The sequence below is a fragment of the Acetohalobium arabaticum DSM 5501 genome (assembly GCF_000144695.1).
Lineage (GTDB): Bacteria > Bacillota > Halanaerobiia > Halobacteroidales > Acetohalobiaceae > Acetohalobium > Acetohalobium arabaticum.
Genome location: NC_014378.1, coordinates 1,680,742 through 1,698,882 on the forward strand (window position 1 = coordinate 1,680,742; position 18,141 = coordinate 1,698,882).

The 18,141-nt window shown below is 38.4% G+C and carries 17 protein-coding genes and 1 riboswitch; of the genes, 1 reads left to right on the plus strand and 16 read right to left on the minus strand.

Annotation, left to right across the window (positions count from 1 at the left end; genetic code table 11):
* Window positions 1-39 precede the first annotated feature (39 nt).
* Window positions 40-218: riboswitch (Lysine riboswitch) on the minus strand.
* 100 nt (window positions 219-318) lie between these two features.
* The 6 genes from acear_RS08165 to pdaB all read right to left on the minus strand — a co-directional run bounded on the left by acear_RS08165 (window position 319) and on the right by pdaB (window position 4,090).
* Window positions 319-819 carry a membrane protein gene (locus tag acear_RS08165; RefSeq protein ID WP_013278532.1) on the minus strand — a complete coding sequence of 167 codons (501 nt, stop codon included), beginning with the start codon at window positions 817-819 and terminating at the stop codon, window positions 319-321.
* A 62-nt stretch (window positions 820-881) separates the two neighbouring features.
* Window positions 882-1,148, minus strand: coding sequence for a YlmC/YmxH family sporulation protein (locus tag acear_RS08170; RefSeq protein WP_013278533.1), 267 nt, complete (start codon window positions 1,146-1,148; stop codon window positions 882-884).
* Window positions 1,149-1,210: 62 nt separating this feature from the next.
* The gene (gene dut, locus acear_RS08175) at window positions 1,211-1,648 is read right to left on the minus strand and encodes a dUTP diphosphatase (protein ID WP_013278534.1); all 438 of its coding nucleotides are present in this window, start codon (window positions 1,646-1,648) and stop codon (window positions 1,211-1,213) included.
* A gap of 60 nt (window positions 1,649-1,708) precedes the next feature.
* Window positions 1,709-2,566: a VanW family protein gene (locus tag acear_RS08180; RefSeq protein ID WP_013278535.1), complete on the minus strand. Its 858-nt coding sequence runs from the start codon at window positions 2,564-2,566 to the stop codon at window positions 1,709-1,711.
* Window positions 2,567-3,301, minus strand: a complete 735-nt coding sequence (locus tag acear_RS08185) for a polysaccharide deacetylase family protein (protein ID WP_013278536.1) — start codon at window positions 3,299-3,301, stop codon at window positions 2,567-2,569.
* 6 nt (window positions 3,302-3,307) lie between these two features.
* Window positions 3,308-4,090, minus strand: a complete 783-nt coding sequence (gene pdaB, locus acear_RS08190) for a polysaccharide deacetylase family sporulation protein PdaB (RefSeq protein WP_013278537.1) — start codon at window positions 4,088-4,090, stop codon at window positions 3,308-3,310.
* A 158-nt stretch (window positions 4,091-4,248) separates the two neighbouring features.
* Between pdaB and acear_RS12195 the strand changes: the two genes are divergently transcribed.
* Window positions 4,249-5,430, plus strand: coding sequence for an N-acetylmuramoyl-L-alanine amidase (locus tag acear_RS12195; RefSeq protein ID WP_013278538.1), 1,182 nt, complete (start codon window positions 4,249-4,251; stop codon window positions 5,428-5,430).
* A gap of 24 nt (window positions 5,431-5,454) precedes the next feature.
* Here the strand turns inward: acear_RS12195 and acear_RS08200 are convergent, their stop codons facing one another.
* From acear_RS08200 to nusA, 10 genes are all read right to left on the minus strand, one after another.
* Window positions 5,455-6,408 carry a cell wall hydrolase gene (locus acear_RS08200; RefSeq protein ID WP_013278539.1) on the minus strand — a complete coding sequence of 318 codons (954 nt, stop codon included), beginning with the start codon at window positions 6,406-6,408 and terminating at the stop codon, window positions 5,455-5,457.
* Between the two features lie 84 nt (window positions 6,409-6,492).
* Window positions 6,493-9,009, minus strand: coding sequence for an ATP-dependent DNA helicase (locus acear_RS08205; RefSeq protein WP_013278540.1), 2,517 nt, complete (start codon window positions 9,007-9,009; stop codon window positions 6,493-6,495).
* A 34-nt stretch (window positions 9,010-9,043) separates the two neighbouring features.
* Window positions 9,044-9,880, minus strand: coding sequence for a deoxyribonuclease IV (locus acear_RS08210; protein WP_013278541.1), 837 nt, complete (start codon window positions 9,878-9,880; stop codon window positions 9,044-9,046).
* A 103-nt stretch (window positions 9,881-9,983) separates the two neighbouring features.
* Entirely contained in the window at window positions 9,984-12,110 is a 2,127-nt protein-coding gene (gene pnp / locus acear_RS08215) for a polyribonucleotide nucleotidyltransferase (protein WP_013278542.1), read from the minus strand.
* Between the two features lie 108 nt (window positions 12,111-12,218).
* A complete protein-coding gene (gene rpsO, locus acear_RS08220; RefSeq protein ID WP_013278543.1) occupies window positions 12,219-12,485 on the minus strand; it encodes a 30S ribosomal protein S15 in 267 nt (88 codons plus the stop codon).
* A 126-nt stretch (window positions 12,486-12,611) separates the two neighbouring features.
* Window positions 12,612-13,535 carry a bifunctional riboflavin kinase/FAD synthetase gene (locus tag acear_RS08225; protein ID WP_013278544.1) on the minus strand — a complete coding sequence of 308 codons (924 nt, stop codon included), beginning with the start codon at window positions 13,533-13,535 and terminating at the stop codon, window positions 12,612-12,614.
* A gap of 49 nt (window positions 13,536-13,584) precedes the next feature.
* Window positions 13,585-14,574, minus strand: a complete 990-nt coding sequence (locus tag acear_RS08230; protein WP_013278545.1) for a DHH family phosphoesterase — start codon at window positions 14,572-14,574, stop codon at window positions 13,585-13,587.
* 6 nt (window positions 14,575-14,580) lie between these two features.
* Entirely contained in the window at window positions 14,581-14,949 is a 369-nt protein-coding gene (rbfA, locus tag acear_RS08235; RefSeq protein ID WP_013278546.1) for a 30S ribosome-binding factor RbfA, read from the minus strand.
* A gap of 19 nt (window positions 14,950-14,968) precedes the next feature.
* Window positions 14,969-16,924, minus strand: coding sequence for a translation initiation factor IF-2 (infB, locus tag acear_RS08240; protein ID WP_013278547.1), 1,956 nt, complete (start codon window positions 16,922-16,924; stop codon window positions 14,969-14,971).
* Window positions 16,925-16,996: 72 nt separating this feature from the next.
* Window positions 16,997-18,127, minus strand: a complete 1,131-nt coding sequence (nusA, locus tag acear_RS08245) for a transcription termination factor NusA (RefSeq protein ID WP_013278548.1) — start codon at window positions 18,125-18,127, stop codon at window positions 16,997-16,999.
* Window positions 18,128-18,141 lie beyond the last annotated feature (14 nt).

The following is an 18,141-nucleotide window of genomic DNA, read 5'->3' on the forward strand; positions in this document are numbered from 1 at the left end:
GGCACAGGCACCAATCATTATATATAAACTACTTATAATGATTAAGACAGCCCTTCATCAGTTTAACTGATGACAGTTCTGAAGTTATTAACTCCAGCCCCAATCTGAATTCAATGATCAGCTTAAATTCAGATTTCGAAAATAATCCCTTTCTTCAGAAGAAGATCTGATCCATAATCCTCTGAATACTGATAATTATTCCAGCCTCCATCTTAATCCTATTTAATTTTTCCAGTTATACTTTATTTTCTAACAAATTCAGTGAAATGTCAAGTCTAAATAGAAATTGGGGAGAATTAATTCTCCCCAATAAATCATTTAATGAGTTTCAACATCTATAGCTCCATTTCGCTGCATAATAGCTGCTATTTCTGATGCTTCCTCGCTACTTTCAATCCCTTCATAGATAGCTAGCATATTACCGCTACGGATCTGTTCCTCATAATCTTGACTAGCTTCCTGTGGAATTCCATAATCGACCAATGCCCCTGTTAGACCGCCGGCTGCAGCTCCACTTAGACCGGCAGCAATAGGACCAGCAGCAATAATTGGACCTACACCTGGAATCGCTAAGGTACCTGCTCCGGCTAATAAACCAGCAATTCCACCAATTGCTCCTCCAGTAGTAGATCCATCAGTTAAATTCTGATCTCCAACTGTCATTTCTTCTCCAGCTTCTACATCCTGCTGGCGTCCAGCATCTTCATCCTCTTTAGCTACTAAAGACATATCAGCTTCGCTATAACCTGACTCTTTAAGCTCCTGTAGTGCTTCTTCTGCCTGACCTTGGCTATTGAAAATACTTATTACTGAGGACATAATTTTAGCCTCCTTTCATCTAGAAATTAATATATCCTAAATGAAAGGAGGCTATTCTAACATTATATAGAAGCCCGCTGCGGCTGCAGATCATTATCCAGATCAACAATGATAACTTCCGAACCAACCTTCTTTACTGCCTGCCAAGGAATTATTAGATACTTTTCTTCACCAAAAATACTTAAAAAACCGCCCTGATCAGGAATAATTATGGATTCTATATCACCAGATTTTATATCTAAAATCAATTCGGTATCACCTAAAATTCCTAATCTACCTCCATCATGCATATTTATGATCTCTTTACCCTGCAGTTCACTTAGTTTCATTTTTATCCTCCTTAACAAGTTCTTTCTATATATTTATGCAGAGCACTTGGAAGGTATTAAGATTAGTCCCTAAGTCCGGTATGTCCAAATCCGCCTTCTCCCCTATCTGTAGTAGATAATTCCTCTACTTCCTTCCATTCTACTTCTTCATACTTTTGGACTACTAACTGAGCTATTCTAGTTTTCTTCTTTACTTTAAATTCTTCCGCTCCATGATTAATCAGTGGTACTCCTATCTCACCGCGGTAGCCGGGATCTATCACTCCATCAGCATTTAAAACAGTAACTCCATAGTCTACAGCCAGACCGCTTCTAGGATTAATAAATCCCGCATAACCCCGCGGCAGAGCAATTGCTATTCCTGTCTTAAATAATCCATACTTCCCCGGTTTTAAAACTCCTTCTTCGCGCGAATATAGATCCATTCCTGCATCCTCACCGCGGTGTTTATATTCCGGTAGCGGCAGTGAATCATCCAGTCGCTTAATCTCAATCTCCATTTCTGTCTCCTCCATTCTAATCCATTATTCAGTACTTGGTCTATTTCAGCAAAAGATAATTTATTCCTGCTGGTAGCCTAAAATTTTAATCACTAATGTCCTCCCATGTACACTGCCTTTAATAATTAATGGAAATAAATACTGATTATGGAACTTAAAGTCCAATAGATTCCAGGCTACTGCTGCATCCTGTCCCTCCGGCACATATCTTACTGGACTGGAATGGGGATATCTTTCTATTATCTGTAAATTGGCCTCTTGCACTGCATTATAGAGAGTACTTGAAACCTGACAGACGCCGCCTCCAATCCCTGATCCTGCAGTACCATTATATAGAACAGGACCTTCCTTATATCCCTGCTCTTCTGTCCGCGGACCTACTACCTGATTAAAAGAGAATACCTCATCAGAATAGAGAAGTTGATTATTGATACTCTCCGCTGCTAACTTAATATTCTCCAGCCTGCTGCGGCTGCCGCTAATAGATGTTTTATAGCTACCTATCACTTCTGTAACCTTTTTTAGATCCTCTTCAGTTGGATAAGAATCTATCTGATAAACCTTGGCAGTTACTGCAGTCCCCGCTTCGGCTTCCATAATCCTTTTTACCGTACTCTCTATATCTATAATCTTCCCCTCTTTTTCTGCAATTATTCTTCCTGTCTTAGCATCTATATCAGCACTCCTACTCCAGACCCTCCTCTTTTCGGCATCTTCCCTTACTAAGTTACGAACTTCATTCCAAAATAGATACTCCACCGACTCTCCTTCATAAGTAACGCCTTCAGCTACTCCATACAGCCTCCGCTTAATTCTTTCAACAATTAAATTAGTAATCAATAATAACGCTATAATAACTAAACTGATTATTATTAGAAGTCTTTTTTTCTTAAAATCATTAATAACATTTAGTACCATTTAATCACCTGACTCTGTCAACAGTTTAGATACAGTTACCAGTTTATATCCTTTAGCCCGTAGCTTATCGATCATCTTCGGTAAGGCTTTGGCTGTTGGCTCTGTAGGATGCATTAAAACAATTCCTCCCTTACCAGCCTTCCGCATTACCCGATGAATAATCACTTCTGGCTTTGGCCGCTGCCAATCAACTGTATCAGCCGTCCACATAATAGTCTTATAGCCTAATTCATCAGCTACTTTAACCACCTGATCATTATACTCTCCATAAGGCGGAGCAAATAGTTCTGTCTGTTCTCCAGTTATCTCCTGTAGGAGCTTCTCATTCTTTTTAATTAGCTCTGTTAACCGATTTCTGGATAACTGATTAGGATGGAAATGTTGATAACCGTGATTGCCTACTTCATGTCCCTTATCGGCTATTCTTTCTGTCAATTCCGGAAACTTCTTCACCCATTTACCGAGAAAGAAGAAAGTAACCTTCACATCCTTTTCTTCTAATACCTCAAGCATCTTAGGAATATGCTCCTGTCCCCAGGCAACATTAATTGTTATAGCCATCTCTTCTTTAGTCTCTGGACCATGATAATAAGGCTTTATTTCATCATTAACTACCGGCGCTACATCGGATGTTAATGTCTGAACCATAAAGCTGGCTGTTATCAATAAAATAATGACTGCAAATAGAGCTATTCTATGTAAAGGAATAAAGTAGAATCTGAACTTATTAAACATCTAAAATTACTCCTCTCCAGATTTTTTTCTCTTCTTTTGAACTCCAGAATGGCTTTCAATATAATAATTATCATCATAAGTTAACTCAGATACCTTCACTATTTCATATCCCTGCTTTTTCAACTTAGGGATCAAAGTTTCAAGCGCTTCAACAATATCTGTAGCATTATTATGCATCAAAATAATATCTCCAGGACTTACTTTATCCAGAACACGATTAACAATAGCCTCATTCCCTGGGTCCTTCCAGTCCAAAGAATCAATACTCCACTGAATTGTCTGAAAACCTAACTCTTTAGCCACATTGATTACTTTATTGCTGTATTCTCCAAAGGGCGGCCGAAATACCTTAGGCTGTCTGCCAACTAAACTTTCAATTAACTTCTGATTTCTAATAAGCTCCTCTTCAATCTCCGATTTACTTAAAGAATTCAGATGAGGATGGCTATAGGTATGATTACCGATCTCATGTCCATTCTCTGCTATCTTTTTAGCCATCTCGGGATTATCCTCTAACCAGTTACCGCCAAAAAAGAAGGTGATCTCAACATCATGCTCACGAAGGACTTTCAAGATATCTTCTGTATATTTAGCTCCCCACATTCCATCCAATGTAATTGCTATCTTCTGTTGAGAAGTATCTACTTTATAGATCGGTACTAATCGATTGCTAGTTAATAGGCTTACTTTCTTGCTTAAATCAGGACTTAAATTGCCTACAAAAAAGATACTCGTTCCAATAATCAGTAATAAAATTAAAGCAATCCTTTTTGAAAGATAAAAGCTCATACTAAACTCCTCCCTATTATCATTCCTCTGCTAACTATTTATTCATAGAGAATACTAAATATAATAAAGTAACAGCTGGTAAATTTTACTCAGCATACTTTTATAAAGAATTTAATAACTATTCTATAGATTCTAATAATAGGGAGTTTTAAAATAAAATGATTAATTTTTGGATAATCAGCAAATATAAATTTATTATCATCTTAAGTATGATTATCTTTTTAGTCAGTTTCTTTGCTGGAGGTATTACTAAGCATAATAACTTCTCCCAACTTGAAAAAATAGTTGTTATCGATCCTGGACACGGTAGTATTGATAAAGGTACTCATCGAAATGAAGTTTATGAAAAGGAAATTAATCTAAAGATAGCTAAAGAATTAGCCGCTCTTCTTGAAAAAGGAAATCTACAGGTAATCCTAACTAGAACTGATGATTCATTATACAAAGATGATCGCAATAAAGATATTAAGTATCGGGCTAGATTAGCAAATAAAAAAGATGCTGACCTCTTTGTCAGCATCCATGTTAATAGTTTTCCCGGGACCAGTTCTTTTGGCGGACAGACCTTCTATACCCCTAATTCACCTCAAAGTAAGAAATTAGCTAAATTTATCCAGCAAGAGTTAATCAATATTCAACCGGAAAATTATCGTAAAATAAAACCTGGAAACTTCTATGTGCTGAATAAAACTGATATGCCGGCAGTCTTGGCAGAGGTTGGATTCTTAAGCAATGATGTAGACTTTAAACGCCTAACCAGTACCGAGGAAAGAAAAAAGATTGCTAAAGCATTGAGCAAAGGAATAATTACTTATTTTAATAGTAATCTACCGCTCCCCCCAACAGAAAAAGAGGCCCAACAGACTGTCCAAACCAATACTTCTCTCAACAATAAATTTAAAGTTTATTTCCCTAAAGTTACAGCCACTGAGGCAGATTTAATCCCAATTAATCAAACAGTCCCTACCACTGAAATATTTGTTACAAATTCTAACTCTTTAATTGAACAGATAGCCTCTAAAGCCTTAGAAGCTTTGATTGCAGGACCGGAACTTAAAGATAAATTCCAAAATATAATTCCAGTCGAAACTGAAGTATTAGAACTTAAAGTTAAGAATAAAACTGCTTATGTAAACTTCAGTCGTGAAATAATGACTAACTTCAACGGCGGTAGCACAAAAGAAGCCCTAGCCGTCAATGCTATAGTCCAAACACTAACTCAGTTTTCGGAAATTAATGAGGTAGAGATTCTAATTGAAGGCCAACAGAATAAAAGTATTGGGGGGCATATATTCTTTGAATATCCTTTAACCAAAAAAGACCTACCTATAATCAGGTAGGTCCTGTAAGCTAATCTATTAAATTTATCTTGCAAAAACATGATCTCCAATCTTAACTAATGTACTTCTAGTTGACAGCCACTGCATAGTCTTAGCTGTTTTAGGATTATAGAAGTATAATGCTCCACGTGAAGGATCTTGTCCATTCAATACTGTTTCAGCAGCCCTGTATGCCTGACGTGTAGGCTGATTATTGATCTGCCCATCACTAACTACAGCAAACTGCCCCGGTTGATAAATTACTCGTTTAATGCTGTCAGGAAAATAATTACTAACCACACGATTTAGAACAACAGCTCCGACAGCAACCTGTCCCACAAAGGGTTCTCCTCTAGCTTCAGCACTGATTAATCGGGCCAATAAATTTAATTCTTCCCGTGAAATAGTCTTTGAAATTACCTGCTTAGGAGTTAAATTATTAATCGGTAAAGCAATCTTATCCCCGCGTCTAATTACATCAGTATCTATGAGATTATTTAACTTTCTTAACACTCTTACTGAAGTATTGAATTCACGGGCCAATTCATATAAAGTGTCTCCCGATTTTAAATAATAATCCAACGTTCTGAGATTTGAAACATCAACTTTAGCAGTAGATTTATCCTTTATTTTTACAACAATCTCTCTCTCAACAAAATTTTTTTGTCGAAACTGACCATCAATTATTCTATCCGTCTTATAAACTTCATCCAATAATATTCTATTAATTTGATAATCTCTTTTTTTATCAGTCTCTGCCTGATAAGTCTGGGGAATTTTTAATTCTTCTCCCGCTTTAATGGTTCCCTTTTGTAAATTATTTATCTCTTTTAGCCTATCCACTGAAGTTCCAAACTTTTTAGCCACCTTAACTAAAGCATCGCCTTCCTGCACTTCATAATATAACTTGAATCTCGGAGCTGCCACAGCCCCAGCTGTTATAATCACTAACATAAGTATTAAAATACAGACTACAAAGGCTCCCTTTTTCCAACGCATATCCATCCCCCTATTACCTTGAATCAATTCTAGATTTTAATCCCTAATAGACTCACTTCTTGATTTAATATGTTGAATCCTGTTTTAAGCTTGAATTTTTTCAACTTTTTTAGTTATTTCTTGATGATTATCAGCAATTATTTTACATCCTTGAGGAACAGAACTAATAAATGATTTACCGTAGTTTTTAGTAAGTATTCTTTTATCCAGTACAATTACAGAACCAGAGTCAGACTGAGATCTGATTAACCGTCCAAAACCCTGTTTGAACTTTATTACTGCCCGCGGCAGCATATAGTTATAAAAAGCATTCCTACCTTCTGCTTCTATCTCCTCTACTTTAGCCTCTATTACAGGATCAGTCGGTACCTGAAAAGGTAACTTTACAATAATTACCGAACTCAACTGTTCACCAGGAATATCGATTCCTTCCCAGAAGCTGGCCGTGCCAAAGATTACTGGTGCCAAATCCTGCTTGAAATCCTCAACTAAAAGATGGCGGGATTTCTCTCCCTGTCGGTATAAATTCAGTTTAGTCTCTTCTAACTCTCCCCTCAACTTATAATAGAATTGATTCAACATACCATAGGAGGTAAATAAAACTAGACTACGCCCCTGATTGGCAGTCAATAATTCCTTTAAAACTCTTAAAGCCTCAGTAAGAAAAGTATCATCATACGGTTCAGGTAGATCAGTCGGAATTCCTAGTAATGCCTGTTGGCTATAATCAAATGGATCACCGGTCCTCAGTTCTGCAACTAAGTCTTTCTCTAACCCTAATCTATCTCTAATGTAATCAAAAGATTTATTAACTGTTAAGGTGGCTGAAGTAAAGATAATCGAATCCATCTCCAGCAGTAAGTTATCTTTGAATTCACCAGCAATATTAATCGGCGCAGAATTAAGCCTACAGTTGATCTCTTCTCTGCTGTTTTTAGTTACCTCAATCCAGTCTACTGTGTCATCATCTGTCTGGTTAATGACAGTATCAATCACTCTAACTACTGCTTTAGCCCGATCTACTCTAGCAGTTATATCTACTAACAGACCTTCATAATCATCTATATCAGCAGTGGATAATAGATCGATCTCCACCCTTAATTCATCCAATTTCTTGCTTAACTGATTCAGCGATAATAAAAGATTATCAGCTTCTTCCTTTATAGTCTCCCAGCCTTCATCTTCTCTTATCTCTTCAGTTAACCGCAGCTTATTCTCTCCCTGCTTTTCAGACTGTGCTTTTTGTTTAAACTTCTCTAGAACATTAAAGAAAGTATTTGTCCTATCAGTTACTTTTAGAACTAACGGCTGCAGAATATTATCGATTAAACGCTGCAAATCCAGTCTAGTATCTTCATCAATCTGCTCCCGGGCTTGATTAATCTTAAATCTAGCCTCCATTAAAAAGCCCTGAATTCCTTCCTTGGACTGCTTAACATGTAGATTATTGAGATACTTAATCAGCTGCTGTTTACTAATCTTCTCTCCTAAATAGCTTGTTGCTACCTCTTCTATGTTATGGGCTTCATCACAGATAATATGGCTGTAGCGGGGTAAAACTGCTACCTTCAGATCCATTCCCTCTTCTTTCCGCACGGCAATATCAGAAAATAGCAGATGATGGTTGACTACTAAGAGATCAGCATTGATGCTTTTGGCCCTAGCCCGGGCAAAGAAGCACTGGCTATGGTGAGGACAGTCTGACCGCAGACAGGTATCACTTTCTGAAGCTACACGATTCCAAACTGAAGCCTGAGGTTGAAAGACTAACTCAGACCGACAGCCGGTCTGGGCCTCAGTTGCCCAGTCTAATAATTTAAGATATGACTCTCTTTCTTCATTCTCCAGAGCCTGGTCAGCTATCTGCTGTAAATTATAAAGCTTCCGCAGACAGATATAATTTCGCCTACCTTTAACTAAGACTGCTTTAAAGTCCAAATCCAGCGCCTTCTTAAGCAGTGGAATATCCTTCTTGATCAATTGTTCCTGTAGATTAATTGTATTGGTTGAGATGACTACCCGCTGTTCATTCTTAACAGCCCAATATATACTGGGGATCAGATACGCAAGGGATTTTCCGGTTCCTGTACCTGCCTCGACTAATAAATGGGTGCTCCGGTTGAAGGCCTTAGCAACTACCTCTGCCATAATCTGCTGCTGGCGCCGGTATTCATATTGGCCTAATGTCTTGTCCAAAGCATTCCCGGCAGCAAATAGATCACTGATCTCTTCAACAGCTAATTCCTTCATTTCCGCTGCTAAATCTGGCTCAACAACTACATAAAGATCATCCACCTGATTATTAATAATAATAAATCCTATCTGTTGGGCCCCAAACTTAGCCGCTAAATTAAGATCAGGCTGAGAAGGACTTAAGTTGCCGCTGGGATGATTATGGATCACTACCTCTCCTGGCCTTAATTTAGCAGCTGGCACCGGTACTGCTTGCTTATTCCCCCGGGCTACTACCTCAACTTCAGTAATTATCTCTTCTTCACTGCTTAAACGTCCTATACAGTAAACCTCCTGCTGATCTGCTTCAACAATTACTTTCTTTAATTTTGTTCTTACCTCAGCTGTAAAATAATCATCAATCTTCATCTAATCCCCCCTTCACCTAAGCACTCACCAATCTTTACTTACCTAAATTCCGCAAAGTCTTTAGATTCAACTCATCATCACCATTATCATCAATGGGAGTTTCAATAATTAATACTTTCTCCTTCATCTGTGAATGATTAACTAATCTCGCAAAGCCTTCACTACCTATCTTGCCCTGACCAATATGATAGTGACGGTCCTTATTGCTGCCCACCTCTTCTTTTGAATCATTGACATGGATTACTGGTAAATTCTCTAATCCAAAAGTATCATCAATCTCTGTTAATAATCCATCAAAACCGGCTTCACTCCTTAAATCATAGCCAGCAGTAAAAGCATGGCAGGTATCAAGACAGATCCCTACTCTCTTTAGTGGTATCCCTTCAGTCATAGCCAGTAGATCATCAAAGTTAAAACCTACCTCGGTGCCAGCTCCAGCAACATTCTCCAGCAGTAATTTAGCCTCAGGATTGAATTCATTGATAATCTCCTGCAGTGCCTGATTAACCCGCTTAATCCCTGCCTCAATCCCTGACCCAGTGTGATTACCTGGATGTAGTACAACATAATCAGCTCCTAAACAATCAGCCCTTCTGATATCCTCTGTAAGTGATTCTTTTGATTTCTTATATAATTCATCTTTAGGCGTAGCCAGATTACTGAGATAATTAGCATGAACTACCGATGAAGCTAACTCTATAGATTTACTCTTCTCCTTAAATAGCTCAGCTACTTCTGTAGTTAACTCTTTGCCTGTCCAGCCGCGAGGATTCTTAGCAAAGATCTGAAAAGCATTTATCTCTAACTCTTCTGCTCTATCTACTGCCTTATCAACTCCACCAGCAATCGAAAGATGTGCTCCTAACTTCACTACCATCACCTCATTCTAGAATAAATGTTCGATCGTGAATTTAAAAAAACATAAACTAGAAAGAATCTAGTTTATGTTTAAAGAAAGGATAGATAATATTTATTTATCTATCCTCATTATCTTTTTCTCTTTCTCTCTCGACTAAGGCTTCCTTGCGGGAGAGATTAAGCCGATCCTTATCATCAATTTCTGTTAACTTAACTAAGATCTCATCACCTACAGTTAAGAGATCCTCTACCTCATCGACATGGTAATCGGCTAATTCAGAAATATGAACTAACCCTTCCTTACCAGGAAGAATTTCAACAAAAGCTCCAAAGTGGGTTACTCTCTTAACCTCACCTAAATAGATCTCACCAACTTCTACATCTTCCGTCATCTTGGCAACCATCTGCTGGGCCTGTTTACCGCTCTCCTGATCATCAGCAGCAATAAAGACAGTACCATCATCCTCAATATCAACATTAACACCAGTTTCGTCGATAATCTTCTTAATTGTCTTGCCGCCAGGACCGATTACATCCCGAATCTTTTCTGGGTCAATCTCCATTGTAATAATGCTTGGTGCATACGGCGATAATTCATCACGTGATTCAGGCATAACTTCTAACATCTTATCCAGAATATGAAGTCTACCTTGGCGGGCCTGCTCTAAAGCTTCAGCTAAGATATCTTTAGAGATCCCCTTAATCTTTACATCCATCTGTAAGGCAGTAATACCGTCCTCACTACCGGCAACTTTGAAGTCCATATCGCCGTTAAAGTCTTCAATACCCTGAATATCAGATAGTACTTCTACTTTATCTCCCTTTTTCATCAGTCCCATAGCTATACCAGCTACTGGCTTTCTGATAGGTACTCCAGCATCCATTAATGACAGCGTACTGCCGCAGATACTGGCCTGCGAAGTAGAACCATTGGATTCTAACACTTCAGAGACTAACCGAATAGTATAAGGGAAATCATCATGTTCCGGAATCATCGGACGAAGTGCTCTCTCGCCTAAGGCACCGTGGCCGATCTCTCTACGCCCTGGACCTCTAATCGGGCCTGTCTCACCTACACTGAAGGAAGGAAAATTATAATGATGCATATATCGTTTTGATTCTTTAACTTCAATTCCATCCAATCTCTGTTCATCACCAACAGCACCTAAGGTCGCTACTGTCATAACCTGCGTTTGGCCGCGGGTAAAGATACCGGAACCGTGGGCCCGAGGTAATACATCTACTTCACACCAGATAGGACGAACCTCATCAAGATCACGACCGTCAACCCGTTTGCCTTCATCCAGAACTAAACTGCGGATTGTCTCCTTAGTAATCTTGTCCAGAGTACTGCTAACTACCTTCATCTTCTCTTCTGTTCCCTCATCATCTGCAAATTCATCAGTAAAATGTTCTTTTACTTCTTCTTTAACCTGATCTAGATTCTCACCGCGCTCTGCTTTATCTTTAGTCAGTAATGCCTCTTTGAGATCTTCACCTGCATATTCCCGAACTGCTGCTTCAACTTCTGGATCTTCAACTGTGACTAATTCTAAATCTGCTTCCTCTTTACCGATCTTAGCTACCATTTCTTCCTGCAACTTAATTATACCCTGTAGCTTCTGATGACCATAATCAATAGCTTCAATCATCTTATCTTCAGTAACTTCATTGGCTGCCGATTCTACCATCATAACTCCATCTTTATTACCAGCAACAATTAAATCCAGACTGCTCTCTTCCTGTTCTTCAACTGTTGGGTTGAGAATTAATTCTCCATCTACCAATCCAACATTAACACCGCCGATAGGACCCTCAAAAGGAATATCAGAAATAGATAAAGCAGCTGAAGCTCCAATCATAGCTGCTACTTCAGGGGAATTATCATTATCTACTGATAATACTGTTGCTATGACCTGAACATCATGTCTCATTCCTTCAGGAAATAGAGGTCTTAGCGGTCTATCAATCAATCTAGAGGTCAATGTTGCTGCTTCACTAGGTCTTCCTTCCCGCTTAATAAATCCGCCGGGAATCTTACCGACAGAATAGAGACGCTCCTCATAATTAATCATTAGCGGAAAGTAATCCATTCCTCTAGGATCATCCATAGTAGCTGTTACTAGAATGACTGTTTCTCCATAACGAACTAAAACTGAACCATTAGCCTGTTGGGCCAATTTTCCGGTCTCTAAAGTTAATTCTCTACCACCGAGTTCCATCTTCCATTCTTGGTTTTCCATTTATCAACGCTCCTTTTATTATTTATTATATATTATGTACAGTTTGATAAATTTTAAATATCAAATTCTAAAATATAAGAGCGGGAAATCCCGCCCTTATGTATCAGCTTAACCTCTAATACCTAACTCTTTAATTAACTCTCGATATCTTTCAACATCATTATTCTGTAAGTACTCCAATAATCTCTTTCGCTTACCAACCATCTTTAATAGACCACGGCGAGAATTATGATCCTGGTTATGATCTCTAAGATGCTCAGTTAATTCATCAATCCGAGCAGTTAAAATAGCAATCTGGACTTCCGAAGAACCAGTATCTCCTTCATGGCGTCCATACTTATCAATAATTTCTTCCTTCTTTTCTGGTGCTAACATCTAGGTCACCTCCTTAAAATATAATCGCCACTAGCCAAGACCAACGGCGGAGAAACGCTAGTCCTAGTTAATGGTTCAAACTACTATATAATTTTAACATACAGCATTACAATTGTAAACTCATTTTTAAACTTCTAAAATATCCTTGGCTTCAGCTATATCCTTCATTATCTGCTTTATTAGCCCATCCCGGGAGTTAAATTCCATTTCACTACGCAGCCCCTCAACAAACTCCACTTCAATCTTCTCTTGATAGATATCATCATCAAAATCAAAGATATTCACTTCAATGCTCAATTCATCCTGATTAAAGGTAGGACAAGAACCTACATGGGCAGCTCCAGCCATCTTTGTTCCCTCTAAATAGACATAGACAGCATAAACTCCGGACTTGGGAATAATATAATCAGCTACAGGCTTTAGATTAGCAGTAGGAAAGCCTAATTCTCTTCCGCGCTTATCTCCGTCAATAACCTTGCCCTCTATCGAATAATTACGCGTTAAATAAGTCTTTACTTCCTGCAATCTACCTGCTTCAATTAATTCCCTAATATAAGTACTGCTAACAACTTTATTATCGATAGTAACTGAATCAATTACTTTAACTTCAAAACCAAATTCTGCCCCTAACTTCTTTAATTTAATCGTATCACCTAATCCTTGATAACCAAACCGAAAATCTTCGCCAACTACCACCTTATGAACATTAATTCCAGCTACCAGATAATCCCGAACAAACCCTTTAAAGTCTAACTTAGCAAAGTCAGCTGTAAATTCAACTAAATAGACTTTATCCAGTCCTAACTCTTCTAAAATACGATACTTCTGTTTCCAGCTGGTTATTAAGGGAGGAGCCTTGCTAGGAGCAACTACAGATAAAGGATGTGGTTTAAAACTAAATAAGGCTGCTTTACAGTTTAATCTATCTGCAGTAGTAATTACCTCATCTATTAACTGCTGATGTCCATAATGAATTCCATCAAAAGCACCCAAAGCAGCAACTACAGATTCAGTTTCAGATTTAATTTCTTCTCCGTTAATAATCTCCATAATTAAGCTCCCCTTTAACAGATCAGTCTATTAAAATTAATTATCCCCTTCATTGGTTCTTAACACCCAATTCAGATTCTAATTTAGATATCACTCTCTCTTCTGCTTCAGCCAGCGGAGCCATAACAGTACATCCAGCAGCTCTAGGATGTCCCCCGCCTTCAAATTGATGGGCAAATTCATTAACGGCAAAGTATTCATTTGATCGAAAACTAACTCGAATCTTCTCTTCAGCTACTTCCTTAAACAGAACCCCTACTTCTACTCCTTTAACACCTCTTATGGAATTGACTAACCCTTCTGTATCTTCCCAGTCAACTTCAAATAAATCCAAATCCTGCTGGCTAACGCTAGCCCAAGCGATATTTCGATCTCCAGCCAGCTTAAGATCGGATAATACCTTTCCTTTTAACTTCAATCCGCCATAGCTTTCCCGCTGATAGACTTCCTTAATAATCCTTTTCGTATCAATCCCTAACTCCAGCATATCAGCAATAATACGGTGGGCTTTAGGAGTAGTATTCGAAAACTTAAAGTTACCTGTATCAGTAATAATCGCCGCTGCAATAGCCATTCCAAAATCCTTTTTAAAGTTGGCTCCCAGCTCTACTGCTAAATCATAGACCAATTCTCCAGCTGATGATACTGTAGAATCAACATAATTATAACTACCATATTCCTGATTATCATCATGATGATCTATATTGATTATCTTATTACCCTCAGGAATTAGGTCTGCTACTTTCCCGATCCGCTCCAGATCACCACAATCAACTACAAATACTAAATCATAATCAGTTTTTCTTTCTGTATTGGCCAATTCATCAGATAAATATATATCTTCAGTTCCGGACAGAAAACTTAAATACTCAGGTACAGAATCCTCTACTACAAGATCAATCTCATCAGCATAAGACTGCAGAATATACTTCAAACCTAACAGCGAACCGACTGCATCACCATCAGGATTAACATGAGTAGTTAACAAAAAACTATCATATTTCTCCAGAGAGTTAAGTAAGCTTTGATACTTCCTCATAATTAATCATTCCTTCTTATCTGCCTCTTTTTCATCCTGATCTAGATCCTTCAAAATTTCAAAGATTCGGGCACCTCTTTTAATTGAATCATCATATCTAAATAGGATTTCTGGAGTATGGCGCAGCCTTATTCGCTGGCCTAGCTCTCGCCGGATATATCCAACAGCATTCTCCAAACCTTCCATAGTCTCTTCTTTAGTCTCCTCAGCATCCAAGACACTGACAAATACCTTAGCATGTCGTAAATCCTCGGAAACTTCTACATCAGTTATTGTTACAAATCCAATTCGCGGGTCTTTAATCTCTTGCTGTAACATCTGACTTACTTCTTTTTTTATTAATTCTGCTACTCGTCGAGGGCGGTAGTTACCCATTACAATCAACTCCTATATTTTAAAGAGTTCGTTTAATCTCTTTATAATCATAAATCTCAATTGTATCTCCAACTTTAATATCATTAAAGTTCTCTAAACCTAGCCCGCATTCATATCCTTCATCTACTTCCCGTACATCATCCTCAAACCGCTTCAGAGAAGCAATATCTCCTTCAAAGATAACCACATTATCTCTTAGTAACCTGGCATTTGCATTGCGGTTGACCTTACCGTCAGTTACATAAATTCCAGCTATTGTTCCTACCTTTGGTACACTGAAGGTATCTCTTACATCTGCTCGACCCAGAACTATCTCTTTATAATCAGGTTCTAACATACCCTCCATGGCGGCTCTAATATCCTCTATAGCTTTATAGATCACACGATAGGTCCGAATATCCACCTGCTCTTTTTCAGCTGCCTGACGGGCATTATCATCAGGACGTACATTAAATCCGATCACAATAGCATTAGAGGCAGTAGCTAACATGATATCTGCTTCTCGAACTGCTCCCACGCCGCTGTGGACTACATTAACCTGTACCTCATCAGTACTCAACTGCAGCAGCGCTTCTTTGATTGCTTCTACAGAACCCTGAACATCACCTTTAATAATAATATTTAAATCCTTGATCTCTCCCTCTTGAATCTGATCATATAAATCATCAAGTGTAACTGTCTTTTTCTGGCTTAAATCTTCCTGTCGCTTCTCATCCTGGCGTCTTTCAGCCAGCTTTCTAACTTCTCTTTCATCCTCAAGCACCTGTAATAGATCTCCAGATTGGGGTACAGAATTAAAACCTAAAACCCCTACTGGCATTGCTGGTCCTGCCTTTTTAACTCTTTCACCCTGATCATTAACCAAGGCCTTTACCGTACCATAGGATAAACCGGCAACTATCGGATCTCCAATCTTTAAAGTTCCGTTCTTAATTAAAACTGTAGCTACCGGTCCCCGTCCTTTATCCAGTTCCGCCTCTACAACTACACCATTGGCTGGACGGTCATGATTGGCCTTTAATTCTTCCATTTCTGAAACTAAGATAACCATTTCCAGTAATTCATCTATATTCTGCTTCTGGAGTGCAGAAATCGGAACACAGATAGTATTTCCGCCCCATTCTTCTGGTACCAATTCATACTCAGTTAATTCCTGCTTTACTCTCTCTGGTTGAGCATTATGCTTATCAACCTTATTAATAGCTACAATAATCGGCACATCAGCTGCTTTAGCATGGTTAATAGCCTCTACTGTCTGCGGCATCACTCCATCATCAGCTGCTATAATTAAAATAGCAACATCAGTCACCTGAGCTCCCCTAGCCCTAAGAGAAGTAAAGGCTTCATGACCGGGAGTATCTAAAAAAGTAATCTTTTCACCATCAACATCAACCTGATAGGCACCGATATGCTGTGTAATTCCTCCAGCTTCACTTTCTGTAACATTAGTTTCACGAATAGCATCTAAAAGTGTAGTCTTACCATGGTCGACATGGCCCATAACTGTAACTACCGGTGCTCTTTCTTCTATATCTTCCGGATCATCATCTATATCTTGGACTAATTCATTATAAGAAGTCCCTTCTTCCTCTTCTTCAGTTTTGAATTCAACTTCATAACCGTACTCTGCTAACACAGTCTCAATCGTCTCTTCATCCAGTTCCTGATTAATCGTCGCCATGATTCCTAATCCAACTAATTCTTGCATCAAGGAATTAGGCTCTTCACCCATTTCTTCTGCTAATTCTTTTACTGTTAATGATGTCTCAAGTTCTATCACATCGTCACCGCTTTCAGTTTTTGTATCTTCTGCTGCTTCTTCATTTACCATTTCAGCTACTAAATCAGCTGTTTCATCCTCAACAGTACTCATATGGCTGCTGACCTCTTCACCTAATTCATTTAAAATATCTATTACTTCTGAACTTTCTAATCCTAAATCTTCCGCTAATTTATAAACTCGTATCTTCCCCATATTGCTCACCTCCAACTAATTTATACAAACTATCCTACTTACAGAATAAATCTATTTAAAAGACCTTTTAGTTTAACTGAGGCCATCACTTAAATCAACTTCTGTAAAGTCAAAATTAGAACCTTCTTCTCCATCAGTTTCAACATCATCCATACTCTCCAATATTTCTTCATCTACTTCGGATTCGCTTTTAATATCTATCTTCCATCCGGTTAATTTAGCTGCTAGACGTGCATTCTGTCCTTCTTTACCGATAGCTAAGGATAATTGATAATCAGGGACAACTACTACAGCCACCTGCTCTTCTTCATCAACTTCAACTCCAGTAACTTCAGCCGGGCTTAAAGCATTAGCAATAAACTCCGCTGGATCTTCACTCCAGTTAACAATATCTATCTTTTCTCCATTCAATTCATCAACTACTGCTTGCACCCGCATACCATTAGGTCCAACACAGGAACCGATAGGATCTACCTCAGCTTCAGTAGAATCAACAGCTATCTTAGATCTGAATCCTGCTTCCCGGGCTACTGCCTTAATTTTGACAACTCCATCATGAATCTCCGGCACTTCCAGTTCAAAGAGCCGTTTTAATAGTCCGGGATGAGTCCGCGATACCAAGATATTCGGCCCCTTTGTCGTCTGTTTAACCTCCACAATATAGATTTTAATTCTTTCACTCGGTTCATAATTCTCATTCGGAATCTGTTCTGGAGGAATTAGAATAGCTTCCGTGCGCCCTAGATCTACAATTACATTCTTCTTATGATTCCGCTGAATAATTCCCGTAATAATTTCATCTTCCATATCAGCAAATTCTTCATAAATAATATCCCGTTCTGCTTCTCTAATACGTTGAATCACCACCTGCTTAGCAGTCTGAGCAGCAATTCGCCCAAAATTAGCCGGCGTTACTTCAACAGAAACGACATCTCCTGCTTCATAGTTAGGATCAATTTCTCTAGCTTCTTCCAGCGACATCTCTAAATTAGGATTATCAACTTCCTTTACTACTTCTCTATTAGAATAAACATTTACTTCTCCGTTTTCTTCATCAATCTCAATTTCTACATTCTGCTTCGAACCAAAATTCTTCTTATAGGCCGATTCTAATGCTGCCTTCAGAGCATCAAGCAGCATCTCTTTAGGAATATTCTTATCTTTTTCAATATCCTCTAATGCCTGAATCAATTCTATATTCATCTTTACGCCCCCTT